Source organism: Mucilaginibacter sp. AK015, assembly GCF_014200785.1.
Lineage (GTDB): Bacteria > Bacteroidota > Bacteroidia > Sphingobacteriales > Sphingobacteriaceae > Mucilaginibacter.
The window spans coordinates 152,305-174,469 of sequence record NZ_JACHCV010000005.1 but is presented as its reverse complement, the minus strand read 5'-3'; the positions used below and the strand labels follow the sequence as shown (position 1 = coordinate 174,469).

Annotated in this window: 24 protein-coding genes; 6 read left to right on the top strand and 18 right to left on the bottom strand. The window is 44.9% G+C overall.

Annotation, left to right across the window (positions count from 1 at the left end):
• Positions 1 to 20: 20 nt before the first annotated feature.
• Both HDC91_RS18175 and HDC91_RS18170 read left to right on the top strand, forming a co-directional pair.
• Positions 21 to 1,334, top strand: coding sequence for an NAD(P)/FAD-dependent oxidoreductase (locus HDC91_RS18175; RefSeq protein WP_183554604.1), 1,314 nt, complete (start codon positions 21 to 23; stop codon positions 1,332 to 1,334).
• Between the two features lie 3 nt (positions 1,335 to 1,337).
• Entirely contained in the window at positions 1,338 to 2,195 is an 858-nt protein-coding gene (locus HDC91_RS18170) for a hydroxymethylglutaryl-CoA lyase (protein WP_183554602.1), read from the top strand.
• A gap of 319 nt (positions 2,196 to 2,514) precedes the next feature.
• On the opposite strand, the gene HDC91_RS18165 is transcribed toward HDC91_RS18170, so the two are convergent.
• From HDC91_RS18165 to fbaA, 3 genes are all read right to left on the bottom strand, one after another.
• Entirely contained in the window at positions 2,515 to 2,943 is a 429-nt protein-coding gene (locus HDC91_RS18165) for a GNAT family N-acetyltransferase (RefSeq protein ID WP_183554600.1), read from the bottom strand.
• On the bottom strand, positions 2,909 to 3,415 hold the full coding sequence (locus HDC91_RS18160) for a low affinity iron permease family protein (protein ID WP_183554598.1): 507 nt from the start codon (positions 3,413 to 3,415) through the stop codon (positions 2,909 to 2,911). Before HDC91_RS18160 ends, HDC91_RS18165 begins: the two co-directional genes overlap by 35 nt.
• Positions 3,416 to 3,503: 88 nt before the next feature.
• On the bottom strand, positions 3,504 to 4,583 hold the full coding sequence (gene fbaA, locus HDC91_RS18155; protein ID WP_162432970.1) for a class II fructose-bisphosphate aldolase: 1,080 nt from the start codon (positions 4,581 to 4,583) through the stop codon (positions 3,504 to 3,506).
• Between the two features lie 250 nt (positions 4,584 to 4,833).
• Between fbaA and accD the strand changes: the two genes are divergently transcribed.
• Complete coding sequence (gene accD, locus HDC91_RS18150) at positions 4,834 to 5,715, top strand: acetyl-CoA carboxylase, carboxyltransferase subunit beta (RefSeq protein ID WP_183554743.1); 882 nt, start codon at positions 4,834 to 4,836, stop codon at positions 5,713 to 5,715.
• A 436-nt stretch (positions 5,716 to 6,151) separates the two neighbouring features.
• Here accD and HDC91_RS18145 read toward each other — a convergent pair whose 3' ends face one another.
• The 4 genes from HDC91_RS18145 to glmM form a co-directional block, all read right to left on the bottom strand.
• The gene (locus HDC91_RS18145) at positions 6,152 to 6,442 is read right to left on the bottom strand and encodes a hypothetical protein (protein WP_162432971.1); all 291 of its coding nucleotides are present in this window, start codon (positions 6,440 to 6,442) and stop codon (positions 6,152 to 6,154) included.
• 133 nt (positions 6,443 to 6,575) lie between these two features.
• On the bottom strand, positions 6,576 to 7,085 hold the full coding sequence (locus HDC91_RS18140) for a hypothetical protein (RefSeq protein ID WP_183554596.1): 510 nt from the start codon (positions 7,083 to 7,085) through the stop codon (positions 6,576 to 6,578).
• 84 nt (positions 7,086 to 7,169) lie between these two features.
• Complete coding sequence (locus HDC91_RS18135) at positions 7,170 to 8,306, bottom strand: cysteine desulfurase family protein (RefSeq protein WP_183554594.1); 1,137 nt, start codon at positions 8,304 to 8,306, stop codon at positions 7,170 to 7,172.
• 76 nt (positions 8,307 to 8,382) lie between these two features.
• On the bottom strand, positions 8,383 to 9,774 hold the full coding sequence (gene glmM, locus HDC91_RS18130) for a phosphoglucosamine mutase (protein ID WP_183554592.1): 1,392 nt from the start codon (positions 9,772 to 9,774) through the stop codon (positions 8,383 to 8,385).
• A 136-nt stretch (positions 9,775 to 9,910) separates the two neighbouring features.
• On the opposite strand from glmM, the gene HDC91_RS18125 reads away from it, so the two are divergent.
• The gene (locus tag HDC91_RS18125) at positions 9,911 to 10,480 is read left to right on the top strand and encodes a phosphatase PAP2 family protein (protein WP_183554590.1); all 570 of its coding nucleotides are present in this window, start codon (positions 9,911 to 9,913) and stop codon (positions 10,478 to 10,480) included.
• Between the two features lie 267 nt (positions 10,481 to 10,747).
• Here HDC91_RS18125 and HDC91_RS18120 read toward each other — a convergent pair whose 3' ends face one another.
• From HDC91_RS18120 to HDC91_RS18080, 9 genes are all read right to left on the bottom strand, one after another.
• Positions 10,748 to 11,197, bottom strand: coding sequence for a MarR family winged helix-turn-helix transcriptional regulator (locus tag HDC91_RS18120; protein WP_162432976.1), 450 nt, complete (start codon positions 11,195 to 11,197; stop codon positions 10,748 to 10,750).
• Between the two features lie 107 nt (positions 11,198 to 11,304).
• Positions 11,305 to 11,493, bottom strand: coding sequence for a DUF5522 domain-containing protein (locus HDC91_RS18115; protein ID WP_183554588.1), 189 nt, complete (start codon positions 11,491 to 11,493; stop codon positions 11,305 to 11,307).
• Positions 11,493 to 12,431 (bottom strand): MBL fold metallo-hydrolase, encoded by a 939-nt coding sequence (locus tag HDC91_RS18110; protein ID WP_183554586.1) that lies wholly within the window; start codon positions 12,429 to 12,431, stop codon positions 11,493 to 11,495. The genes HDC91_RS18115 and HDC91_RS18110 overlap by 1 nt, the downstream gene beginning before the upstream one ends.
• A complete protein-coding gene (coaE, locus tag HDC91_RS18105; RefSeq protein ID WP_183554584.1) occupies positions 12,428 to 13,030 on the bottom strand; it encodes a dephospho-CoA kinase in 603 nt (200 codons plus the stop codon). Before coaE ends, HDC91_RS18110 begins: the two co-directional genes overlap by 4 nt.
• Positions 13,030 to 13,977 carry a YbbR-like domain-containing protein gene (locus tag HDC91_RS18100; protein ID WP_183554582.1) on the bottom strand — a complete coding sequence of 316 codons (948 nt, stop codon included), beginning with the start codon at positions 13,975 to 13,977 and terminating at the stop codon, positions 13,030 to 13,032. The genes coaE and HDC91_RS18100 overlap by 1 nt, the downstream gene beginning before the upstream one ends.
• A gap of 95 nt (positions 13,978 to 14,072) precedes the next feature.
• The gene (yajC, locus tag HDC91_RS18095; RefSeq protein ID WP_183554580.1) at positions 14,073 to 14,396 is read right to left on the bottom strand and encodes a preprotein translocase subunit YajC; all 324 of its coding nucleotides are present in this window, start codon (positions 14,394 to 14,396) and stop codon (positions 14,073 to 14,075) included.
• Between the two features lie 7 nt (positions 14,397 to 14,403).
• The gene (locus HDC91_RS18090) at positions 14,404 to 14,853 is read right to left on the bottom strand and encodes a DUF1573 domain-containing protein (protein WP_162432982.1); all 450 of its coding nucleotides are present in this window, start codon (positions 14,851 to 14,853) and stop codon (positions 14,404 to 14,406) included.
• 69 nt (positions 14,854 to 14,922) lie between these two features.
• Positions 14,923 to 15,870 carry a transcription antitermination factor NusB gene (gene nusB / locus HDC91_RS18085; RefSeq protein ID WP_162432983.1) on the bottom strand — a complete coding sequence of 316 codons (948 nt, stop codon included), beginning with the start codon at positions 15,868 to 15,870 and terminating at the stop codon, positions 14,923 to 14,925.
• Between the two features lie 49 nt (positions 15,871 to 15,919).
• Positions 15,920 to 17,005 (bottom strand): Glu/Leu/Phe/Val dehydrogenase, encoded by a 1,086-nt coding sequence (locus HDC91_RS18080; protein ID WP_183554578.1) that lies wholly within the window; start codon positions 17,003 to 17,005, stop codon positions 15,920 to 15,922.
• A 795-nt stretch (positions 17,006 to 17,800) separates the two neighbouring features.
• Between HDC91_RS18080 and HDC91_RS18075 the strand changes: the two genes are divergently transcribed.
• Entirely contained in the window at positions 17,801 to 19,588 is a 1,788-nt protein-coding gene (locus tag HDC91_RS18075) for an ABC transporter ATP-binding protein (RefSeq protein ID WP_183554576.1), read from the top strand.
• 124 nt (positions 19,589 to 19,712) lie between these two features.
• Positions 19,713 to 20,033, top strand: coding sequence for a DUF3276 family protein (locus tag HDC91_RS18070; protein WP_067052999.1), 321 nt, complete (start codon positions 19,713 to 19,715; stop codon positions 20,031 to 20,033).
• Positions 20,034 to 20,131: 98 nt separating this feature from the next.
• On the opposite strand, the gene HDC91_RS18065 is transcribed toward HDC91_RS18070, so the two are convergent.
• Positions 20,132 to 20,623, bottom strand: coding sequence for a DUF5362 family protein (locus HDC91_RS18065; RefSeq protein ID WP_183554574.1), 492 nt, complete (start codon positions 20,621 to 20,623; stop codon positions 20,132 to 20,134).
• Positions 20,624 to 20,685: 62 nt separating this feature from the next.
• Complete coding sequence (gene mgtE, locus HDC91_RS18060; RefSeq protein ID WP_183554572.1) at positions 20,686 to 22,056, bottom strand: magnesium transporter; 1,371 nt, start codon at positions 22,054 to 22,056, stop codon at positions 20,686 to 20,688.
• Between the last annotated feature and the right edge of the window lie 109 nt (positions 22,057 to 22,165).

Here is a 22,165-nt window from a genome sequence, read left to right as displayed (position 1 = left end):
CCGGCCTCAATATTTACAACATGAACCCTACCGATAAATCAAAATTCCCAACAGTAGTAATTATAGGCGGCGGCTTTGGCGGCTTACAGGTGGCCAAACAACTTGCCGAAAAACCTGTAGAAGTAATCCTGATTGATAAGCACAACTACCATACCTTTCAACCACTGTTATACCAGGTAGCCACAGGAAGTTTGGAAGCCGAGTCGATAGCGTTTTCGCTGCGCAAAAATTTCGATGGCCAAAAAAACCTTCGGTTCCGGCATGCCGAGGTAAGCCGTATTGATACAGCGCGAAACACCGTAGTTACCACCATTGGCGATATCCCTTATGATTACCTGGTAATAGCAACAGGTTCGACCACCAACTTTTTTGGCAATAAAGAGATAGAGCATTATGCCATGCCAATGAAATCTATCCCCGAAGCCTTGAACCTGCGATATATGGTACTTCAGAACCTTGAGGAAGCCATTTTAAAGCCCTCTGTGGAAGAACGTGCGCCTTACCTGGCATTTGTACTGGTAGGCGCCGGCCCAACCGGTGTAGAGCTTGCAGGCGCCCTGGCCGAATTGCGTAATCATGTGCTTTGTAAGGATTATCCGGAGCTTGCCCGGGAAGAGATGAAGGTTTACCTGGTAGATTTTTTACCCAAAGTGCTGGGCCCCTTCTCAGATGAAGGCTCAAAAGCTGCCGAGAAATTTTTGCACGACATGGGCGTTGAGGTTTTGCTGAACGTTAAGGTAGAAAGTTATGACGGTAACGAAATAAAATTTGAAGGCGGCAAAAGCATTTTAACGAAAAATGTTATCTGGAGCGCGGGCGTAATGGGCGTTGTACCCGATGGGGTTGCTAAAGACGCGATTGAACGTGGCAACCGTATTAAAGTAGATACTATATGCCGCGTTGTTGGCACTGGTAACATATTCGCCATTGGCGATGTGGCAGCCATGATAACCCCCGAAACCCCCAAAGGGCACCCTGGCGTTGCGCAGGTAGCTATACAAATGGGTGAGACTACAGGCAAGAACATTTACCGGCTAATAAAAGGCGAACAAACCGTGCCGTTTAAATATAACGACAAAGGGTCGCTGGCAACCATTGGCCGCAACAAAGCCATTGCCGACCTGGGTAAGTTGAAATTCCAGGGGTTCTTCGCCTGGCTTATTTGGATGTTTGTTCACCTGATATCGCTTATGGGCGGTCGTAACAGGGTTATTGTATTCATCAACTGGGTTGCCAGCTATATCACCTACAACGGTGGCAGCAGGCTTATAATTCGTAACTTTAAGCGCGACGAACTGGTTCAAAAAGACGAACAAGTTTCTAAACCCGACTAACTGATGACCGAACATATTAAGATTACCGAATGCCCCCGCGACGCTATGCAGGGTTTGCACGATTTTGTGCCTACCGATGTTAAAGCCGAATACATAAACCTGCTTTTACAGGTGGGCTTTGACACTATAGATTTCGGAAGCTTTGTATCGCCAAAGGCCATACCGCAAATGAGTGATACCGCAGAGGTTTTAAGCAGGCTTGACCTGGGTAGCACAAGGTCGAGATTACTGGCTATTATAGCTAATTACCGGGGAGCAGAAGAGGCGATCGTATACCCCGAGATCCATTACCTGGGCTACCCTTTTTCCATATCCGAAACCTTCCAGCTACGAAACACCAATACCACCATTGCGCAGGCATTTGATAACGTGAAACGGATAAACGAGTTGTGCGGCGCCAACAACAAAAGCTTGCTGATATACCTGTCTATGGGTTTTGGTAACCCTTACGGGGATGAGTGGAACACGGAAATAGTTCAGCATTGGGCGCAAAAAATGATAGACGAGGGTATTGGCTATATTGCGCTGTCGGATACCATAGGTGTTGCCACACCCGAACAGATCACCGCTTTGTACCCTGCGCTCACGAAGTTATCAGAAATAACAGCGTTTGGTGTGCATCTGCACTCTACCCCTGATACCTGGCAGGAAAAAATAGCCGCCGCTTACCAAAGTGGCTGTAATAAATTTGATTCAGCCCTGAAGGGGTATGGTGGCTGCCCGATGGCCAAAGATGACCTTACAGGCAACATCGCTACCGAGAACCTGATAGCATACCTGCTGCACCAAAACCTCGACCTGGGGCTTAATTTAGATAAACTAAGCGAAGCGATGGATTACTCAGGGAAAGTGTTTGTATAGGTTCGCTTTATCGTTTCCTTCACAACACAAATCATGGTTAACATGGTTAACACAATTAAACTGATTTTTAAATTAACTACTTGATTAAAAGGCACTTAACAAAAAAACGTGTTAACCTTATTTTAAGTGCCTTTTGCTTCCGCGAGATTAGCGCAGCGTAACTGGCGGTGTGGCATTTACAACTTCAGCTTGAGCAAGCTGAAAGCCAACCTTATGCAAACCACGGGCTTAAAATTCGCGGTAGCTCTCGATTGTTTGGTACCTGACAAGTACGCCGAACAAGGTAAATAATCCGAAATCGAAAATCCGAAATCCGAAATCACTTCCCTTTCACCATCTTATAATGCCTTATACCCGCCTCTTCAAACTCAGGGCCGGTTTTTTCAAAGCCGAAACGTTCGTAAAGGGTTACGGCATGTATCTGTGCATGCAGGTAAACATAGCCGGCCTCAGCAGGCAGATCCGCTAAAACGGCTTTTACAAGCTCCTGCCCTACACCATAGCCACGAAACTTAGACAGTACGGCAAAGCGTTCCAGCTTGTAACCCTTATCGGTTTTGCGCCAGCGCGATGCCCCGGCAGGTTCACCATCAACAGTAGCCAAAAAGTGGGTCGATTCATCTTCAAATTCCCACTCCAGTTCGGGAGGGCAATTTTGCTCGCCCACAAATACTTCCCGGCGTATGGCAAATACTTTTTCAAGGTCGGCAGGGTCACTTACTTTTCTTACTTCTGTTTTGGATGGCATCCTGGTAATGCTTTTTAGATTTATAGCCCGATAACTTTATACTGTGATTTTCATCGGCAGCATCTATCGAGTGCGTGCAGGTGATATCATCTTCTTCCTCGGCTAATTTAGATAATCTGATGTAAAATTTATACAAATGATCAAGTTCCTGCTCTGTAAGGTCTTCAATATTTACCATGCGGTTACTTGCACCCGCGTGCGATGCCAGTAATTCGTTCAGCTTAAGGTGTACCGCTTTCGAATCTTTATTCTGCGATTTCTGGATCAGGAACACCATCAGAAAAGTCACAATGGTTGTACCTGTATTGATAATAAGCTGCCAGGTATCTGAATATTGAAAGATAGGCCCGGTAACTATCCAAATCAAAATTACCGTAATGGCAGTAATAAACGCGCCGGAACTGCCGGTTGCTATGGTAGCCCAATTGGCAAATCTTTCAAATAAATTTTTCTTTTTACGATGAATGGTCATGGCATGTACATTTAATAAACCTACAACTAAAAAAAAGCGCCAAATGTTTACCAACACCGGCGCTATTATGCTTATACGTTGTACCTGACTACAATTTGCTGTTCACATCTATACAATTAAGATCAGCAAAAGCAACAGTGAGCCTTTTTACAAAGCTTTCTTCGGCCTTACGCAGCCAAACGCGCGGGTCGTAATACTTTTTGTTTGGCGAATCTTCACCTTCAGGGTTACCTATCTGTGTTTGCAGGTACCCTTCTTTTGATTGGTAGTAATCTCTTATACCCTCCCAAAATGCGAATTGCATGTCGGTATCAATGTTCATTTTTATAGCGCCGTATGATATAGCTTCGCGGATCTCCTCCTGGCTTGAACCCGAACCGCCGTGGAACACAAAATTGATGGGCTTTTCGGCAGTAAGGTTGTGTTTCTTCTTTAAAAACTCTTGTGAGTTATGCAAAATAACCGGCTGAAGCTTAACGTTACCGGGCTTGTATACACCATGCACGTTGCCAAATGCAGCTGCAATAGTAAAGCGGTGACTAACTTTTGATAGTTCTTCGTAGGCGTACGCAACCTCTTCGGGCTGGGTATACAAGCGCGAGCTATCCACATCAGAGTTATCAACGCCGTCTTCCTCGCCACCGGTAACACCTAATTCAATTTCAACGGTCATGCCCATTTTGGCCATGCGTTCTAAGTATTTGGCGGATATTTCAATGTTTTCCTCAATAGGCTCCTCAGAAAGGTCGAGCATGTGCGACGAGAACAACGGCTTGCCTGTTTCGGCAAAGAATTTCTCGCCGTGCTCTAACAAACCATCTATCCAGGGTAATAATTTCTTCGCAGCGTGGTCGGTATGCAAAATTACAGCAACACCGTAATGTTCGGCCAATAAATGCACATGCTTTGCAGCAGATACACCACCTAAAATGCAGGCTTGCAGCTTTGAGTTATCTAACGATTTACCCGCGTAAAACTGCGCGCCACCGTTGGATAGCTGAATAATAACAGGTGATTTAACAGCCGCAGCTGTTTCCATTACCGCGTTAATAGTGTTTGTGCCGATAACGTTAACGGCAGGCAAAGCAAACTGATGTTTTTTAGCTGCTTCAAATAGTTCCTGCACCTGATCGCCGTGCAGAACACCTTTTATATTTTTTAAATCCATGAGCTTATGTTTGGGCCTCGAAGTTATAAAAAATATGGGTTTTACCTATATAATTACAAAAGTTTTAGGTATAAATGCCCTGTAAAAACACCTAATAGACGTTAAAACGCGCACAGGGCAATATCAGCTGTGTTATTTTTACACTTACTTGCGCGGCCAGGCTCATCACAACTTAACTTATGCTAACATTTACAAACTTGTTGTGATATTTTTTGTTTCTTTGCAGTACTTGAAAGACTTAGATATAAACATGGCGTGGTTTAAGCGAGAAATTAAAGGGATAATTACGACTACTGAGGAAAAGAAAGAAGCCCCCGACGGCATCTGGAACAAATGCCCAAACTGTAAAAAACCCCTTCACTACTCCGAACAGGTTGAAAACCAATATGTTTGCCATTACTGTGGCTATCATTTACGTATTGGCTCGAAAGAATATTTTTCGGTATTGTTTGACGATAACCAGTTTACCGAACTGTTTACAAACCTGCATTCGGGCGACCCCCTGCACTTTACCGATACCAAAAAATATACCGACAGACTTAAAGAAACCAAAAATAAAACCGGTTTAACCGATGCCATACGCGCCGCGCATGGTAAAATGAACGGACAGGAACTGGTTATCGCCTGTATGGATTTTAATTTTATAGGCGGCTCTATGGGTTCGGTAGTGGGCGAAAAGATAGCCCGCTCTATCGACCACAGTATAGCCAATAAGATCCCCTTCCTGATGATATCAAAATCTGGTGGCGCAAGGATGATGGAGGCCGCGTTCTCGTTAATGCAAATGGCCAAAACATCGGCTAAACTTGCATTATTAAGCCAGGCAAAGGTTCCGTATATATCGTTGTTAACCGACCCTACCACAGGCGGTGTTACCGCATCGTACGCCATGCTGGGCGATATCAATATTGCCGAGCCGGGTGCATTAATTGGTTTTGCAGGCCCAAGGGTTATTAAAGAAACGATTAAAAAAGACCTGCCGAAAGGTTTCCAAACCGCGGAGTTTGTACAGGAACACGGATTCCTTGATTTTATTGTTGACCGCAGGGAGATGAAAGAAAAGCTGGCATCATTTTTAAAAATGCTTGCCCCGGTTGCTGCTAAAGAAGAAAAAGCCGCGCCTCAGGCTTAATGCCAGTATATTAAAAATATAATAAAGGCTATCTGAATAAGGTGGCCTTTTTCTTTTCATCATTAAGCTAAATTAACAGTGTACACCGCTAAATATCATTAACAAAATAAGGGTTAAAATAACAAAAACCGCGGCAAACAAAACAAACAAACTATAATACACTGAAGCTGGCAATCCATTGGCCATCCACTTTTTGGTAAATTGATGGATGAGGGTAAATATGATTACATATCCAATTGCTATTATCGGATTCATTATGCTAAGATAAAAAAGCAATCTATATAAAAAGGCCATTCGTTAGTTTTACGAATGGCCTTTTTCTTTTTTGTCATCCTGAGCGACAGCGAAGGATCTATTAATGAACTTTGCAATCGCAGGGATGCATAGCGGCTAATAAATGCTTCACATGCGTTCAGCATGACAAGGAGAGGGCTTCTTATATCCCCTCTGTGCCTGGCTCGTGCCCTAACATACGGCCCGTTGTACGGCCCTGGTTACGGCTGGAAAAATCTGTTTTTGTTGCAGCACCGGTTGACGGGAACTCGTGCCTTTCGGGTGGCGTTACATCATTTTGTTCGCTAAACGATGTATCGGCGCCTTCGCGTGGCTGGTCGCGCTCTGTTTGCTGGCTGTATCCTGTACCCTCGTTATCCGACTGGCTTTCTTCAGGGTTTTCATTTGGGTTAATATCTGGAGTATATTCCGGATTTCTTTCGTCGTTTTCCATAATAGTAGTTTTTAATTGTTCACTGATAAATAATCAAAAACGAGGCCAGTTTTGGCAAAAACAGCATTTTGTTTTAGAAATACGAGAGAATCAGGCAGCAACCCGTACTTCTAAAACAAAATAAAGCACTTACTTAAAAAGAACCCTGGCTGCTGCCGCCGCCCGTAGTGTCCGAATCTTCTGCTTCATCCAGGCCGATATCTTCCGAGTCTGTATCAAGCTCGTCGTCACCTTCCATTTCATCGTCAGATATACCATCGCCCGACAGATCAGATCCGCCGCCCAGGTCTTCGCCGCCGGTGCTGTCAACGCCGCCCATACCCTGGTTTGAGTAACCGCCCGTGGTATTGCCACCGGCATTGTTACCCATGCCGTCGCCCTGGCTTGCGTAACCACCCGTTGTGCTGCCACCAGAGTCCTGGCCGCTATCGGTGCCCTGGCTCGATGCGTAACCGCCGGTAGTGTTGCCGCCACCTTCGGTATCATCCAGATTGTTTTGGGTTGTGCCGCTACCTGTACCGGCATTGTCGCTGTTTTGATTTGTGGTATCGGCATTACCGCCGTTACCGAAAGAATTTGAGCTTCCGCCCTGGCCTTGATCAGTTGAATCGTTGTTCCAGGTGTTTTCTTCTGTAGTCATCATAGGTTTGTTTTTAATTGTACATAACTAACCTATGAAGCAAACTGATTGTTTGCTAATTATTTCAATAAATGAAAATAATTTAACTTAAATTACAACTGCGCACAATTCACGTAACTTAGCTACCGTATAGTCTACTTCATCCCGGGTGTTGTATTTAGAGAATGAGAACCTTACAGAAGGCCTGTTGGGGTTTGCGTCGATAGCGGTTAGCACATGCGAGCCAATATCCGTACCCGAGCTGCATGCACTGCCGCCCGATGCCGATATGCCTGCAATGTCCAGGTTAAATAGTAACATATCGGCCATTTCCATTTCCGGGAATGATACATTTAGTACAGTATACAGGCTTTTAGCCGGGTCGGTTTCCCCGTTGAACTGAACGCCCGGAATGTTTTGCTCCAGTTGCGCCTTCATATAGCTTTTCAGGGCCTGTATCTGTTGTTGATGTGCATCCATATCAGCGTAGGCCATCTCGAGCGCTTTGGCAAGCCCGGCAATACCATAAACGTTTTCGGTGCCGCCGCGCATGTTGCGTTCCTGCGCGCCGCCGTAAATCATGGGGTTTATTTTAACCTTATTATTGATATGCAGAAAGCCTACCCCTTTTGGCCCGTGCAGCTTATGCGCCGCGCAAACCATAAAATGCAATTTAAGCTTGCTCAGATCGTGTTTGTAATGGCCAACAGTTTGTACCGTATCGCTATGGTAAAGCGCGTTATACGCCTCGCAAATGTTGCCTACGCGTTCAATATCAGTAAGGGTGCCCAATTCGTTATTGGCATGCATCAGCGATACAAAACTACGGTCGTTATTTTTCAGTAAAGTTTCCAGGTGGTCGTAATCAACGTTGCCTTTACAGTCAACATCTACAAAACTTAATTTGATAACACCGGCCTTTTCCATTGCCTGCAGGGTATGTACCACTGCATGATGCTCCAGTTTGGTGGTTATGGCGTGTGTTATCTTATGGTCTACAATGCCGCAGCGTATAGCGGTATTGTCGGCCTCGGTGCCGCCGCTGGTAAAAAATATTTCGGCAGGCGAGGTATGCAGCAAACCGGCAATGGTTTTACGTGATCGCTCAATTAAAGTACGCACCTCGCGCCCGTGGGCGTGTATAGATGATGGGTTGCCAAACTGGCCTTCCATAACCTTATACATTTCTTTGATAACCTCTGGATCAAGCGCGGTAGTAGCGGCGTTGTCAAAATAAACTCGCATCGTTTCTTTAATTATAATAAGTCAGTAAAATAACAGCCGGCCAAACAGGATTCCCCAACCCCAAAGGCGCTACTTGTTACTCGTTTAAATTCAAAATTTCTTTTATATCGGTAATTATCTTGTTGGCCAGGTTGTCTGCAACGGTTTCTGAATTGCCCTCAGAGTATATACGGATAATAGGCTCGGTATTTGATTTGCGCAGGTGCACCCACTCCTTATCAAACTCTATTTTTAACCCGTCAATGGTAGAGTGCGGCTGTTGCTTGTATTTTTCTTCAACCTTCAACAGCAAGGCGTCAATATCCATCTCGGGTGTCAATGTTATCTTATTTTTTGATATAAAGTAACCGGGGTACGATGCCCTTAAAACAGACACCGGCTTACCGTAATTAGCCAAATGCGTAAGGAATAAGGCTATACCCACCAGGGCATCGCGGCCGTAATGCAGTTCGGGATAAATAACCCCGCCATTACCTTCGCCGCCAATAACGGCGTTAACTTCTTTCATTTTGTTCACCACGTTTACCTCGCCTACGGCGGCAGCATGGTATTCGCCGCCCGCACTTTCGGTAACATCGCGCAGGGCACGGGTTGACGAAAGGTTTGACACCGTGTTGCCCTTTGTGTTTTTAAGCACATAATCGGCAACGGCTACCAGCGTATATTCTTCGCCGAACATGCTGCCATCTTCGCATACAAAGCAAAGGCGGTCAACATCAGGGTCAACAGCTATCCCAAGGTCAGCTTTTGTTTTTAAAACCTCCTGCGACAGTGCAACCAGGTTTTCGGGCAGCGGCTCCGGGTTGTGCGGAAAGTGCCCGTCGGGCTCGCAATAAAGCTCGTGTACAACCTCTACTCCCAGCGCCTTTAGCAAGGCAGGGATAAATATACCACCGGTTGAATTCACGCAGTCGATAGCTATTTTAAAATCAGCCTTTTTAATAGCAGCTACATCAACCAGCGGCAAAGCCAAAACTTTATCAATATGTTTTTGCAGGTAGCTATCATCATTGATTAGCTTACCAAGGTCATTTACGTCGGCATAGATAAAATCGCTGTTCTCAGCGATCTCTAAAACTTCCTTACCATCAACATCACTTATAAATTCGCCCTTTTCGTTCAATAATTTCAGGGCGTTCCATTGCTTTGGGTTATGGCTGGCGGTAAGGATGATACCACCGGCGGCTTTTTCGTCGGGCACGGCAACCTCAACAGTTGGCGTGGTAGACAAGCCCAAATCTATCACATCAATACCCAAACCCTGCAGTGTACCTATCACCAGGTTGTTTACCATACTGCCCGAAAGGCGGGCATCGCGGCCGACAACTATCTTTTTTATGCCGGTGCGTTTTACAGCCCAGCTACCGTATGCAGATGTAAATTTAACAATGTCTAATGGGGTTAGCCCGTCGCCGGCTGCACCGCCTATGGTACCCCTGATGCCCGAAATTGATTTTATGAGTGTCAAAACGTATGTGATGTTAAGCTGCAAAAATAGAAATATTTAAGTGATAGCAGTGTAAAATTGATGTAGTTTTAAGCGAGATTTTATTAGCTATATTTACCCGCTATTGAGAACACTAAGTATCACCTTATAAAAGCCAATGGCCGACCACCTGCTACACTTTGACCGGCATATATTCTACCTGATCAATCACGACCTGTCTAATACTTTTTTCGACTGGCTGATGCCCCTGATGCGCAACCCCAAGTTTTGGATACCACTATACCTGTTCATTATAGGTTTTTGCATTTGGCAGTATAAAAAGCAGGGCGCTATACTGATAGTTTTCCTGGCCCTGGCTGTGGGATTTGCCGATTATACCAGCGCCAGCCTGATCAAACCATACGCCCATCGCCTGCGCCCCTGCCGCGACCCGGTTACCTCGGCAGCGGTGGTTCGCCGCGTGCCGTGTGGTACAGGGTATAGTTTCCCATCCACCCATGCCACCGACCATTTTGCCATTGCCGTGTTTTTAAGCTGGTTGTTTTACAAGCAACGGCGATGGGTGTTACCCGCAACATTGTTATGGGCGGCCATTATTTGTTTTGCGCAGGTTTATGTAGGTGTACATTTCCCGCTCGACGTTACCGGCGGCGCTATTTACGGCAGTTTGGTAGGGATATTGTTCGCGGTTGGATTTAGGAAGGTGGTGCCGGCGTTTAGGGCGTAATTTGTGGTTTACTCACCCCGCAGCACTTCGTGCGCGACCCTCTCTGCTACGCAAAGAGGGTGAAAAATTTAAACAACGCCCTCTTTGCGCGCAATGAAGAGCGGGTGGTCGAGCGAAGCAACGACCGGGTGAGTTGAATACAATGCAGACAAAGTTATTAACCCCTCCCTAGCCTCCCCAAGGAGGGATTTCCGATGCACAAAAAAGGCGCCCTTAAGCGCCCAATATCATAAATCCGAAATCGTCATTCTAAAATCGTAGATCTTACTATCCCCTCATCTTATCCAGCAGGTCGCTTAGCTGGCCGGCTTCTTCTTCCGTAAGGTTTTGTTTGAAAAAATCTTTGGTTTTAAAATCGGCATCCATTTTTTTAAGGATAGCCAGCCCTTCATCGCTGATGCGTATATCAACAGCGCGGCGATCGCGGGAGTTGGTACAGCGCGATACCAGGCCTTTCTGAACCAGGCGATCGACAATACGCGACGCATCAGACATTTTATCTATCATGCGCTCTTTAAGCAGGTTTACCGTGGCTGGCTTTGGGTACTGCCCGCGTAAGATACGCAGTATGTTAAATTGCTGCTGCGTAAGGTTAAAACGCTCGAAATGAGGGCGCATATGGTTGTTTATCCAGCCCGATGTATATGAAAGGTTAATTACCGCTTTATGATAATTATCTTCAAAATTGGTGCTTTTTATATCTTCCTCTATTCCCATGATAAAAATATCCTTCAAATATAACCTATTTATAACGAATCAAGAGCCGAGAATCAAGAATCAAGACAAGGAGTAAAAAAGCAAAATGATCTTAACCCATTGTTTTATTATATTTCTTTCTTGATTCTTGTATCCAAACGTCCTGACTCTCTCTGCTTGTTATCCTCCCGCCCGTAGTTCCAGGGGCAGTGCAGGCAGCGGTTTTTACAGCAGTACCCGCGCTTTAAATGGTACTCTTTGGTAAAAACGAAATTACCATCCTCGTTTATATAATAGTCAACGTTCTCCTGCAGCATCAGCTAAGCAATTTCACAAAAATATTATTATTAAAATAATTTTTAAGGTGTGTGCCGTTGCCATGAAGTGTCCATATTTGCCCGGGCTGTGTTTGCTCAATGGTTTTGATAATATCATTCCAGTCGGCGTGGTCTGATATAAAAAGGGTATCCTGCGTGTTCACCTGCAGGTTTTTCCACCCGGAGGCAAACAAGCGTTTTACACCCGTTGCCCTAAGGTAACTATCAAAGGTGAACGGCGGCACTATATACACGTATTCCAACTGCTCTTTCATTAATTTACGGCCATATATCTGGTGAGGGCCCAGGTCAAAACCCATTTTTTGGTATACGGCATTAACAGGCATTACCCGGTGATGCACCAGTATCTTTTTTTGCGGCGCATAATCGTTTATCATCCTGATCAGGCGCTGGCTTTTACCCAGGCTATAAGCCCCAAGCAGGATGTTTATTTTTATGTCATTCAGTTTTTTGATCTCTTCAACCGGATCGGGGTGCGCGGTGTTGGGGTCGGCAAAAGTACTTTCAGTGATCAACACGTCGGCTTTTACAAATTCGAATGGCTCGCAGGTACTGTCGGGCTGTAACTTGTAATCGCCGGTGTATAAATATCGGGTGCCTTTATATTCCATCAGCACCTGTGCCGAGCCTGGCATGTGCCCCGCAGGTATAAGGGTTAGCTGCACATCGCCAATGGTAAAGGGCGCGTTATATGCCGCTGTATAGCTCACCTTTGCTGCGCTTTTGCCATAACGCAGCTGCATAAAGGCATTGGTAGCAGCGGTAGCATAAACGTTGGTATTACCACTTACAGCATGGTCGGCATGAGCGTGGGATATCACGGCATTGCTTACAGGCGCCTGCGGGTCCAGGTAAAAATCGGCGTAACGGCAGTAAAGGCCGTTTGCATTAAAGGCGATAAAATCATCCAGGATCATTGATATTGCGGGGCAAGGGACAAGTACAGCTGATGCAGTTTCAGCACTTGCGGAATTACTGGTTGGGTATAGTCGTTAAAAATAACATCATCGGCCATTTTCAGCTTTTGTTCTTCGGTAAACTGGCGATCGTCGCGGGCCTTGACATCGCCGGCGCTTATTCCATCGCGGCGGGCAACGCGTTTCATGCGCAGCTCTAACGGCGCGGAAACCATTATGGTCCTGTCGCACATTTTATACGAACCGCTTTCAAATAAAATTGCGGCCTCTTTTAGCACGTAAGGTGCATCTTTTTGACGCAGCACCCAGTTGTCAAACGCCCTGAAAACTGCGGGATGCACCAGCGCATTCAGTTTATTCAACTGCTCATTATCGTTAAACACTATCCCTGCAATATGCTTGCGGTTAAGGGTGCCGTCATCGAAATAAGCCTCAGCGCCGAAAGCTTGTTTTATGCCGGTGATTAATGCTGCATCGGTTATCATTACCTCTTTTGCCGCTTCATCGGCATAAAAAACAGGGATACCCAATACTTCAAATATTTTGCAGACTGTTGTTTTGCCGCTGCCTATATTGCCGGTGATGCCTATCTTCAACATTATTTTTTGATAATGAAATCTATATTCCGGGGTTCTATCTTAACCACTTTACTGTACGATGGCAAACGGGTCACCTTTACCGGCAGCATGCTATAACCGCTGTGCCGCCACAGTTCAAGGTCGGCCACGGCCTCAAAATCATCTTCATTAAGATCGGGGAAATTACCTAACGATGTGGTTAGGGTTACCTTAACTTTTTGCGGGAAAACCCTTACATCGTAATAATTATGATTATTGATCAGTTTAACAGGTACCTCGATCGTTTTTTCGGTGTATTCATCAATGGGGATGTTCACACTTACGTTTTTGGGCACAATATTCAAATTACCCTCTTTGGCGCCCTGTAAGTTAATCCGACCGTTAAAGTCTTCGTTGGCGTCATTTATTTTAATCGAATCAGTTTTCCATGTTCTTATCCTGCTCAACGCCTCGGCGGGGCCGCTTATGGTTACGTATCGGGGTTTAATACTAACATCACCCGACTGCGCAAACTGCTTTTGATAATTGATGGCAATTACCGGTTCTACAGGCACCCTTTTTACCGTACGGCTGCTAAAATCAAAAAAAAGCGTATCCGGAGTGATCGCTATAATTTCGCGGCCTACCTCCCGTTTTGCGTTAATTTGCCGTAACTGAGCGCTTAACACCACATAGTTCCGGGTATCAAGCGTGCGCAGGTCAACGTCAATTACTTTTTTATCCTCGTTGATTTTCGAAAACAACATTTGCCAGCCGGTGCCTTGCACAATAGCATTAACCGTATCGGCCTGTAACGGATGAAACGCGCGCTTTTGGGGAGCATTCCTGAAATGCACCGCCTGCCTAACCGTATATTTATACGGGTTTGATAATGAAGTGAACAACCATGCAAATATGGCAAGCACCAGGCAGGTAACAAAGGCTGATAAGCGCCGGCGCTCAATTGCAGATAATTTGATTATTGCCATGTTGTTGAGGTGAAAGGGTAAAGGTAAAAGGTAAATGGCTTTAAACAAAAAAGCGAAAGGAAAACCTTTCGCCTTTAACCTCTTACCTTCGAACCTTACTTAGTAACCACCGGTGTATTCAACGCCTTAGAGGCATCTAACGATACAGCCGATTTATCAAACCGGATGCGCGTACCACCTTCAACCTCTATCAGGAAGGTGGTATCAGCTACTTCGTATATTTTACCGTGTATACCGGCAGTTGTAATTATTTTATCCCCTTTTTTTAGCTCTTCTACGTACTTTTTCTGATCTTTTTGTTTCTTAACCTGGGGGCGTATCATAAAAAAGTAAAACACAATGGCAATTAAGCCAAACATTATCAATTGCTGGTAACCCATTCCCCCGCCGGCGGCTTGTAATAAAACTGTTGCTATCATTATATAATTATTTAGTAGTAGTTGATGCAGTAGTAACCTCGCCAATTAAATGCACCATATTCTGGGCCGGGTTGGTATTAGCTGTAATAGTTATCTGTTTATCCTGCAGGCCCATTTTGGCGGCGCTGTTAAAGGTAACCTTTATTGCACCGGCCTGGCCGGGCTGTATGGGTGCTTTAGGCCACTCGGGCTTGGTACAGCCGCATGTGGCAACAGCATCTTTAATGATCAATGGCGATTTACCCGAATTGGTAAATTTAAATTCGTAAGTAACTTTTTCGCCTTCTTTTATTTTGCCAAAATCATGCGTTTCTTTTTCAAACTTCATTACAGGCGCGTTAGTTGCGGCAACATTGCCGGTAGCGGCAACGGCCGCATTAGCACTGTGGCTTGATTGGTTGCAGGCCGTTGTAATTAACAAACCGGCAGCAATTGCACATAAAAACAGCTTTTTCATCTGAACTTTTTTATTGATTTTAATGAATTCTTTATATCGTTTAAGATGGGCTCATCTGCACATTTGTACTTACTCTATCAAACCCCTGCCTATCTTTTTTATTTTGTTGTCGGCCTTAAGCTCAAACAAAATCTTGTCTAATATACCGTTTATAAACGAATTACTTTTAGGCGTACTAAACTCTTTTGATATCTCCAGGTATTCGTTAATGGTAACTTTAACCGGGATAGATGTAAAGTTAATAAATTCCACAATAGCCATTTTCATTAATAAGGTATCCATCATGGCAATACGGTCGGGTTCCCAGTTTTGTGTCTTTTGCGCAATAAGCTCCTGGTAAGCGGCATCGTGACGGATGCTTTGCTCAAACAGATTGATCACAAATTCCCTGTCCTCTACCCAATTACCGCTAATTTCGGCCAGTTTATTTTCGGCATAATTGTCAGACGAGAAATTCTTGAACGTTTTGGCGATCAGCGCCTGCAGCACTTCGCGGTCAACCGGCCAGTAAATAAATTTATCCTCGAACACCTGTTCGGCTAACGACGATTTCAAGATCACCTTCTTGAAAATGAATTTGATGATATCCTTATCAGTTTGTATGGTGTCGTCGGTTTTAGCTATATATTCGGCGTATTCCGTTGATTTTTTCAGGGTGGTGAATAAAGATTTTGCCAGTTCAGGATCGAACGACCACTCCACCTTATACTTTTTAAGGGCGGCAAGGTAATCCTTGTTTTCTTTTAACGAGAGGATAAATCGATTGCTTAATATTTTTACACTCGCGTTCAGATCCTCGGCTGTGGGTAAATGTTTGTTAGCCCTCTCCGCAGCATCGATTTCTGCATATTCAATAACCTCGCTTATCAGCGATAGCATCCATATATACATTTCAAAAACCTGGTCGATACTGTGCAGCAGATGTTTTTCATGTGCCTTGATTTCTTTAGTATCCGATTGGTGGAACGCGTACAGCGATTGTAACACTTTTACCCTGAGGTGCCTTCTGTTTAACATGTTGTAAGAACGATTATGGCCGTGCCTGATGCACGCCTATGATAAATTTTTAATAGGTTGATTTTACTTTTTTAATATCAGCAATACGTATTTCGGCAATTTTGTTTGCCGCGTCAGTTGTAGAAATGCTTTCGAGCTTAGAAAGTTTTAAAACATTGCGGGTCGCTTCGTAAATATTTTCGGTAAGCTGCATGGTGCGCTTTTTACTAAAACCCATTAACTCCGAATAGCAGTTAATAATACCTCCCGCATTTATAACGTAATCGGGCGCAAAAAGGATGCCTTTATCAAGCAGCATTTTGCCATGCTCCTGTTCGTCCTGCAACTGGTTATTGGCCGAGCCCGCGATAATGCCGCATTTAATTTTCTTAATGGTTTCGGTATTAATGGTAGCCCCTAACGCACATGGCGAATAAATATCGGCATCGATATCAAAAATTGAATTGTTTGATACCGCCTCGGCGCCATATTTTTTTGATACCTGGCGTGTGCGCTCGTCATTAATGTCGCTTATGTAAACCTTGGCGTTCTCGTCGCGCAGCAGTTTAACCAGGCTCTCGCCCACGTGGCCTATCCCCTGTACAATTACCGATTTACCGGTAAGGCTATCGCTGCCAAACTGCTCTTTTACACACGCTTTTATCCCCATAAACACGCCTTTTGCAGCAATTGGGGCGGGGTCGCCACTGCCGCCCAGACTTTCGGGTATCCCGGTTACGTGCTGGGTTTCCATACGTATGTACTCCATGTCGCGCGGGTTGGTGCCCACATCCTCCGATGTGATAAACTCGCCGTTAAGGTTTTTGATATACCGGCCAAACTTACGCATCAGCGCTTCGGTTTTATCCTTGCGCGAGTCGCCTATAATAACCGAGTAGCCACCGCCCATGTTAAGCCCTGCTATGGCACATTTATAGGTCATGCTTTTAGAAAGGCGCAAAACGTCGTTCAAAGCGTCGCCTTCGGTTTTATAGGCCCACATGCGTGTGCTGCCAAATGCCGGGCCAAGCGTTGTATCGTGTATGGCTATAATGGCCCTTAAACCGGTATCCGGGTCGCTGCAAAACACAACTTTCTTGTGTCCGAAAACATCGAGCTGGTTAAAGATACTTGTGGTTGGTTGTTGAGCAGGCATTTGTGGTAGCGGCAAATGTAATTGTTTGTTAGCAGTGCAAAACTAAAGGTTTTTTTTATTGTGGCAAAGTTTAGTTGGCTGTGTGGTGAAAATGGTAGATAATGAAGTGGTAGCGGATGTGGATGTGTTAAACAAAGTTGTAGGGGATGATAGGTAGAAGACGGTTATTTAATAGGCGTTTCACAGGGTTTTAATGTGGATCTATCGAATGAAGTTAATAGCGAATTTTTATACAGCTTAAATGCAACATTGACGGTGGGTACAGTTAGATTAATTATTGAGGTTTAAAAGTAGGACCTGAGCTACATTTTAATTCTTTAGCGTTGCCTGCGGCCCGGGCTATCCGCTCATACTGCACAGGCCTTAGCCACAGGCCGGTATCCGCTACTATCCCTAACGCGGCTCTCACCCCGGCCACGCCATTCTTTCTTACCCTCTTTGCTCGGGAGACAGGGTGAAAAGACAAGGAAGGAAGCTCACCCTCTTTCCGCCGAAGGCGAAGAGAGGGTCGCGCACGTAGTGTCGCGGGGTGAGTAAACTCGCCGCTTTGTTAGTTAACTCACCCCGACTACGCTGCGCTGGTCGACCTCTCTGCTGCGCAAAGAGGGTGGAAAAGAAAAATGAAGCTCACCCTCTTTCCGCCGAAGGCAAAGAGAGGGTCGCGCACGTAGTGTCGCGGGGTGAGTAAATCGCGAATTGCCATTTCACCGACTTGAATTATAACTTCCATTACCTTACTTTTGAAAGCTATCTTTGGGACTTTCGGACATGCCGACTTTCCGGACTTCAAAACACATGAAAGAACTCGCATACCTCAATAAATTCTTTTATAAATACCGCTGGCGGCTGGTGCCGGGTGTGCTGTTTGTTATCATATCAAACATCTTTGCGGTGTTACCTGCGCAGGTTATCCGCGTTGCGTTTGACCTTGTTACCGAAAACATTGGTGTGTACCAGCTTTTCGACGGGTTTAACCGGCAGCACATTATTTATGATATTTTTGGCTCCAGCCTGTTGCTTTTCGGCGCATTGGTGTTAATGCTGGCCTTACTAAGGGGATTGTTCCTGTTTTTTATGCGGCAAACCATCATTCTAATGTCGCGGCATATCGAATACGACCTCAAGAACGAGATCTATGCCCATTACCAGGTGTTATCACTGGCATTTTACCGCCGCCACAACACCGGCGACCTGATGAACCGCGTTACAGAGGATGTAAGCCGTGTGCGCATGTACCTTGGGCCGGGTATTATGTACACCATTAACACGGTTATATTGTTTATACTGGTGATATATGCCATGCTAACCGTAAATGTAAGGCTGGCTATATTTTCGGTACTCCCCCTGCCTATCCTGGCAGTCATCATATTTTATGTAAACACGATCATTGAGTTTCGCAGCGAAAAGATACAGCAACGGCTTTCGGCCTTATCCAGCTTTGTACAGGAAAATTTTTCGGGTATCAGGGTAATCAAATCCTATGTACGCGAGGGTTTTGTGCGCCAAAAATTTGCCGAAGAAAGCGAAGATTACAAAACGCAAAGCATGGCGCTGGCTAAAGTGCAGGCACTGTTTTTTCCTTCTATGCTGCTGCTGATAGGTTTAAGTAATGTAATCACCATGTATATCGGGGGCGTTGAGGTAATGAAGGGCAACATCACCCCGGGTAATATCGCGGAGTTTATAGTGTATTTGAATATGCTGGCCTTCCCGGTAATATCGCTGGGCTGGGTAACCTCGCTGATACAGCGCGCGGCAGCTTCGCAAAAACGGATAAACGAGTTTTTGCATGAGCAGCCCGAGATCATATCGCCCCTTACCGCGCCGCACACACTTAAAGGAAAAATAGAGTTCAGAAATGTATCTTTCAGGTATCCAGATACAGGTATCACCGCGTTAAATAACGTATCGTTTACGGTAAATCCCGGCGAAATGGTAGCAATAATTGGGCGCACCGGGGCCGGTAAATCGACGATAGGCAATTTAATAATGCGCATGTACGATACCACCGGCGGCGAAATATTGATAGACGATACCCCGCTCACCCGCTTAAACCTGGATAACTACCGCTCACAGATAGGGTTTGTGCCCCAGGAGGTTTTCCTGTTCTCGGATATCATATCGCATAATATTGCCTTTAGCGCCGATGTGCTGGATATGCCGCGCGTTGAGCAGGCCGCCAAAGATGCCGCCGTTTACAACAATATAATGGAGCTTGAAAAAGGCTTTGAAACCCTGATAGGTGAGCGTGGTGTAACGTTATCGGGCGGGCAAAAACAACGCGTAAGCATTGCGCGCGCTATAGTTAAGCATCCGCAGGTGCTTATATTCGACGATTGCCTGTCGGCAGTTGATACCCGCACCGAGGAGGAAATATTAAATAACCTTGGGCGTATTATGCAGGATAAAACCAGCATGATCATATCGCATCGTATATCAACCATCAAAAATGCCGACAACATACTGGTGCTTGATGGCGGCAGAATAGTTGAACAAGGTACCCACAACCAACTGATGGATTTGAAAGGCGCTTACTTTGAGTTGTACGAAAAGCAATTGCTTGAGGAAGAAGAACAGGCCTAATAGGTAACCATTTACCGCTTTCGGCGTAAAAGATCCAATAAAGTTTAATTATTGTGCAAATATACTTGCAATTGAATTTTTATATATATTTAGGCCACCAAAACTATTACAATAAAAAAAATATATGGGAGATTTTGACAACAGAGAGCGTGAAGAGGTTTACTCGAAGAAGGTAAGGGCCGGGAAGAGAACTTATTTTTTTGATGTAAAAGCTACCAGGTCTAACGACTATTATGTGACCATCACAGAAAGTAAAAAACGTTTAGAGGATGGGGTTTTTATTAAGCATAAGATCTTTTTATACAAAGAGGACTTTGAAAAATTTGCCGAGGGGTTAAAAGACACCGTAGACTACATAAAAGACCACCAGGAGGTTGTTGAAAAACGCTACGAGTTTAGCGAAAATACCGAAGTGGCCAAAGCTGACGAGGATTTCTCCTTTTAAAAAGCGAACTAAACAAACCTAAATTATACAAAAATACCCGCCCGAAAGGCGGGTATTTGTATTAACGGGTATTTTGTGTTAGTGTATCTTAGATTTTATTACCTGCCCATCATTGATGCGGCGCCTATACCGGCAATTATAATACCGATAAACATTAAGATATACAGGGATATGATAACAATAGTTGAAATACCCCAAAGCTTAAAAAAGGACTTAAGTTTACCTAATGCCAGCGTTAGTTCTTGTGTATTTTGATAAGCTATAGCTTTTTTAATACGGTCGCCAAATTGGTAATTGTACAATGCGAAGAAAAAGCTAAACACTGCAATAAGCAAGTAAAAAAATGTGACTACGCCGCCCATGCCTGCAGCACCTGCCATCATGGGGTTCATGGATGCCATGGTTGAAAATAATGTGCCGGCAAAAAGCGCCATTATTGTTATAAATGCTGTACCTACAAAGCCCACTATGCCTAAAAAGTAAGCCCATTGCCCGGCTTTTTGTAGGTAGTACTGTGCTTCGTCCGTTAAAATTAGTTTTGATTCCGGCTCTGGTGCGGCCGGCTGCACTGGTCTTTCGTCGATTTCCATTGTGTTTAATAAAGGTTTAAATTTCTTTTAAATATAGAAAATTACCTATATCCGCACAATTTTTAAAGTAATACACCTTGCATAAATAACACAGCCACGCTAAAATAAATAATAAGGCCGGTAACATCAACCAAAGTGGCCACAAACGGCGCGGATGAAGTTGCAGGGTCGGCGCCCAGGCGCTTTAAAAGCAGCGGCAGCATAGAGCCCGCCAACGACCCCCACAGCACCACCCCTACCAGCGCAATGCCAACGGTTAAGCCTACCAGAAGCCAGTGCGGGCCGTATATATCGGTAAAAAAAGTCCAGGTGAAAATTCTTAAGAAGCCTATTATGCCCAGGGTTAGGCCAAGCATTAAGCCCGAGAGCAGTTCGCGGCGCATAACGCGCCACCACTCGGCAACGGTAACCTCGCCCAGCGCCATGGCCTGTATGATAAGCGTTGATGCCTGCGAGCCGCTATTGCCACCGCTCGATATGATCAACGGTATAAACAACGCCAGCACTACCATTTTTTTTATAGAGCCCTCAAAAAAGCCCATTGCAGTGGCTGTGAACATTTCGCCGATAAACAAAATGATCAGCCAGCCCACACGCTTTTTTACCAGGCGGAATATATTGATATCCAGGTAAGGCTCATCCAAAGCTTCGGTACCACCAATTTTTTGTATATCCTCGGTATATTCTTCGTTCGCTATCCACAAAATATCATCTACCGTAACAATACCAAGCAATATGTTTTCTTCATCAACTACCGGCAGCGCCGTGCGGTTATTCATCCGGAAAACGTTAATAGCATCTTCCTGCGGGTCATTGGCGCTAAGGGAGATCAGTCGCCCATCCATCAGCTGGCTTATTTTGGTTTCGGGCGCTACCAGCAATATCTCGCGGATACGGATATCATCCAGCAAAATGCCGTTCTCGCCAATTACATATATCACATCAATAGTTTCGGAGTTTTTGCCGTAGCGGCGTATATGCGACAGCACCCGGTTCACATCCCAGCTTTTTTTAACGGCAATATAATCGGGTGTCATCAAACGGCCAACGCTGTCTTCTTTATAACCCAATAAGGAAAGCGCCTCTTTGCGGTCGGCAGGTGAAAGATGAAGGATCAGTTTGGTTACCGCATCGCCATGCAGCTCGCTAAAAAAAGCGGTACGGTCATCAGGCGGCAGCTCATTGATGATCTCACTTACCTTTTTGCCCGAAAGCTTTTTAATGATGCGCTCTTGGGTAGGGAAATCTAATATCCTGAAAACATTTACCGCCCTGTTGATAGAAAGCGTTTCGATGAATTTGGGGCCATGCTCCGGCAGTTCGTCAATAAGTTGCTCTACGTCAGATATATTCAGGTTGTTCAAATATTCCTGCAGCTGCATGTTATCTTCCTGCTCCAGTAGTAGTTCTATTTGCTCAACCATCTCTTCCATACAGTGCCCGTTTTACATGTTTTTACTTATTTCCTTTTGTAACGCAGGCAAAAGTCGTTTATTTTTTCAAATTACAAGGTAGTTTTTTCTGTTATCTTTGCGGCAAATC

What these genes read in the sequence shown, in the direction of transcription:
- HDC91_RS18080 (WP_183554578.1), bottom strand. Translation starts at nt 17,005, where the DNA reads ATGCCTGCTCAACAACCAACCACAAGTATCTTTAACCAGCTCGATGTT.
- HDC91_RS18145 (WP_162432971.1), bottom strand. Translation starts at nt 6,442, where the DNA reads ATGGAAAACGACGAAAGAAATCCGGAATATACTCCAGATATTAACCCA.
- HDC91_RS18125 (WP_183554590.1), top strand. Translation starts at nt 9,911, where the DNA reads ATGGCCGACCACCTGCTACACTTTGACCGGCATATATTCTACCTGATC.
- nusB (WP_162432983.1), bottom strand. Translation starts at nt 15,870, where the DNA reads ATGTTAAACAGAAGGCACCTCAGGGTAAAAGTGTTACAATCGCTGTAC.
- yajC (WP_183554580.1), bottom strand. Translation starts at nt 14,396, where the DNA reads ATGATAGCAACAGTTTTATTACAAGCCGCCGGCGGGGGAATGGGTTAC.
- HDC91_RS18115 (WP_183554588.1), bottom strand. Translation starts at nt 11,493, where the DNA reads ATGCTGCAGGAGAACGTTGACTATTATATAAACGAGGATGGTAATTTC.
- HDC91_RS18140 (WP_183554596.1), bottom strand. Translation starts at nt 7,085, where the DNA reads ATGATGACTACAGAAGAAAACACCTGGAACAACGATTCAACTGATCAA.
- HDC91_RS18090 (WP_162432982.1), bottom strand. Translation starts at nt 14,853, where the DNA reads ATGAAAAAGCTGTTTTTATGTGCAATTGCTGCCGGTTTGTTAATTACA.
- accD (WP_183554743.1), top strand. Translation starts at nt 4,834, where the DNA reads ATGGCGTGGTTTAAGCGAGAAATTAAAGGGATAATTACGACTACTGAG.
- HDC91_RS18120 (WP_162432976.1), bottom strand. Translation starts at nt 11,197, where the DNA reads ATGGGAATAGAGGAAGATATAAAAAGCACCAATTTTGAAGATAATTAT.
- HDC91_RS18110 (WP_183554586.1), bottom strand. Translation starts at nt 12,431, where the DNA reads ATGATCCTGGATGATTTTATCGCCTTTAATGCAAACGGCCTTTACTGC.
- HDC91_RS18100 (WP_183554582.1), bottom strand. Translation starts at nt 13,977, where the DNA reads ATGGCAATAATCAAATTATCTGCAATTGAGCGCCGGCGCTTATCAGCC.
- HDC91_RS18175 (WP_183554604.1), top strand. Translation starts at nt 21, where the DNA reads ATGAACCCTACCGATAAATCAAAATTCCCAACAGTAGTAATTATAGGC.
- coaE (WP_183554584.1), bottom strand. Translation starts at nt 13,030, where the DNA reads ATGTTGAAGATAGGCATCACCGGCAATATAGGCAGCGGCAAAACAACA.
- HDC91_RS18065 (WP_183554574.1), bottom strand. Translation starts at nt 20,623, where the DNA reads ATGGAAATCGACGAAAGACCAGTGCAGCCGGCCGCACCAGAGCCGGAA.
- HDC91_RS18070 (WP_067052999.1), top strand. Translation starts at nt 19,713, where the DNA reads ATGGGAGATTTTGACAACAGAGAGCGTGAAGAGGTTTACTCGAAGAAG.
- HDC91_RS18165 (WP_183554600.1), bottom strand. Translation starts at nt 2,943, where the DNA reads ATGCCATCCAAAACAGAAGTAAGAAAAGTAAGTGACCCTGCCGACCTT.
- HDC91_RS18160 (WP_183554598.1), bottom strand. Translation starts at nt 3,415, where the DNA reads ATGACCATTCATCGTAAAAAGAAAAATTTATTTGAAAGATTTGCCAAT.
- mgtE (WP_183554572.1), bottom strand. Translation starts at nt 22,056, where the DNA reads ATGGAAGAGATGGTTGAGCAAATAGAACTACTACTGGAGCAGGAAGAT.
- HDC91_RS18135 (WP_183554594.1), bottom strand. Translation starts at nt 8,306, where the DNA reads ATGCGAGTTTATTTTGACAACGCCGCTACTACCGCGCTTGATCCAGAG.
- HDC91_RS18075 (WP_183554576.1), top strand. Translation starts at nt 17,801, where the DNA reads ATGAAAGAACTCGCATACCTCAATAAATTCTTTTATAAATACCGCTGG.
- fbaA (WP_162432970.1), bottom strand. Translation starts at nt 4,583, where the DNA reads ATGGATTTAAAAAATATAAAAGGTGTTCTGCACGGCGATCAGGTGCAG.
- HDC91_RS18170 (WP_183554602.1), top strand. Translation starts at nt 1,338, where the DNA reads ATGACCGAACATATTAAGATTACCGAATGCCCCCGCGACGCTATGCAG.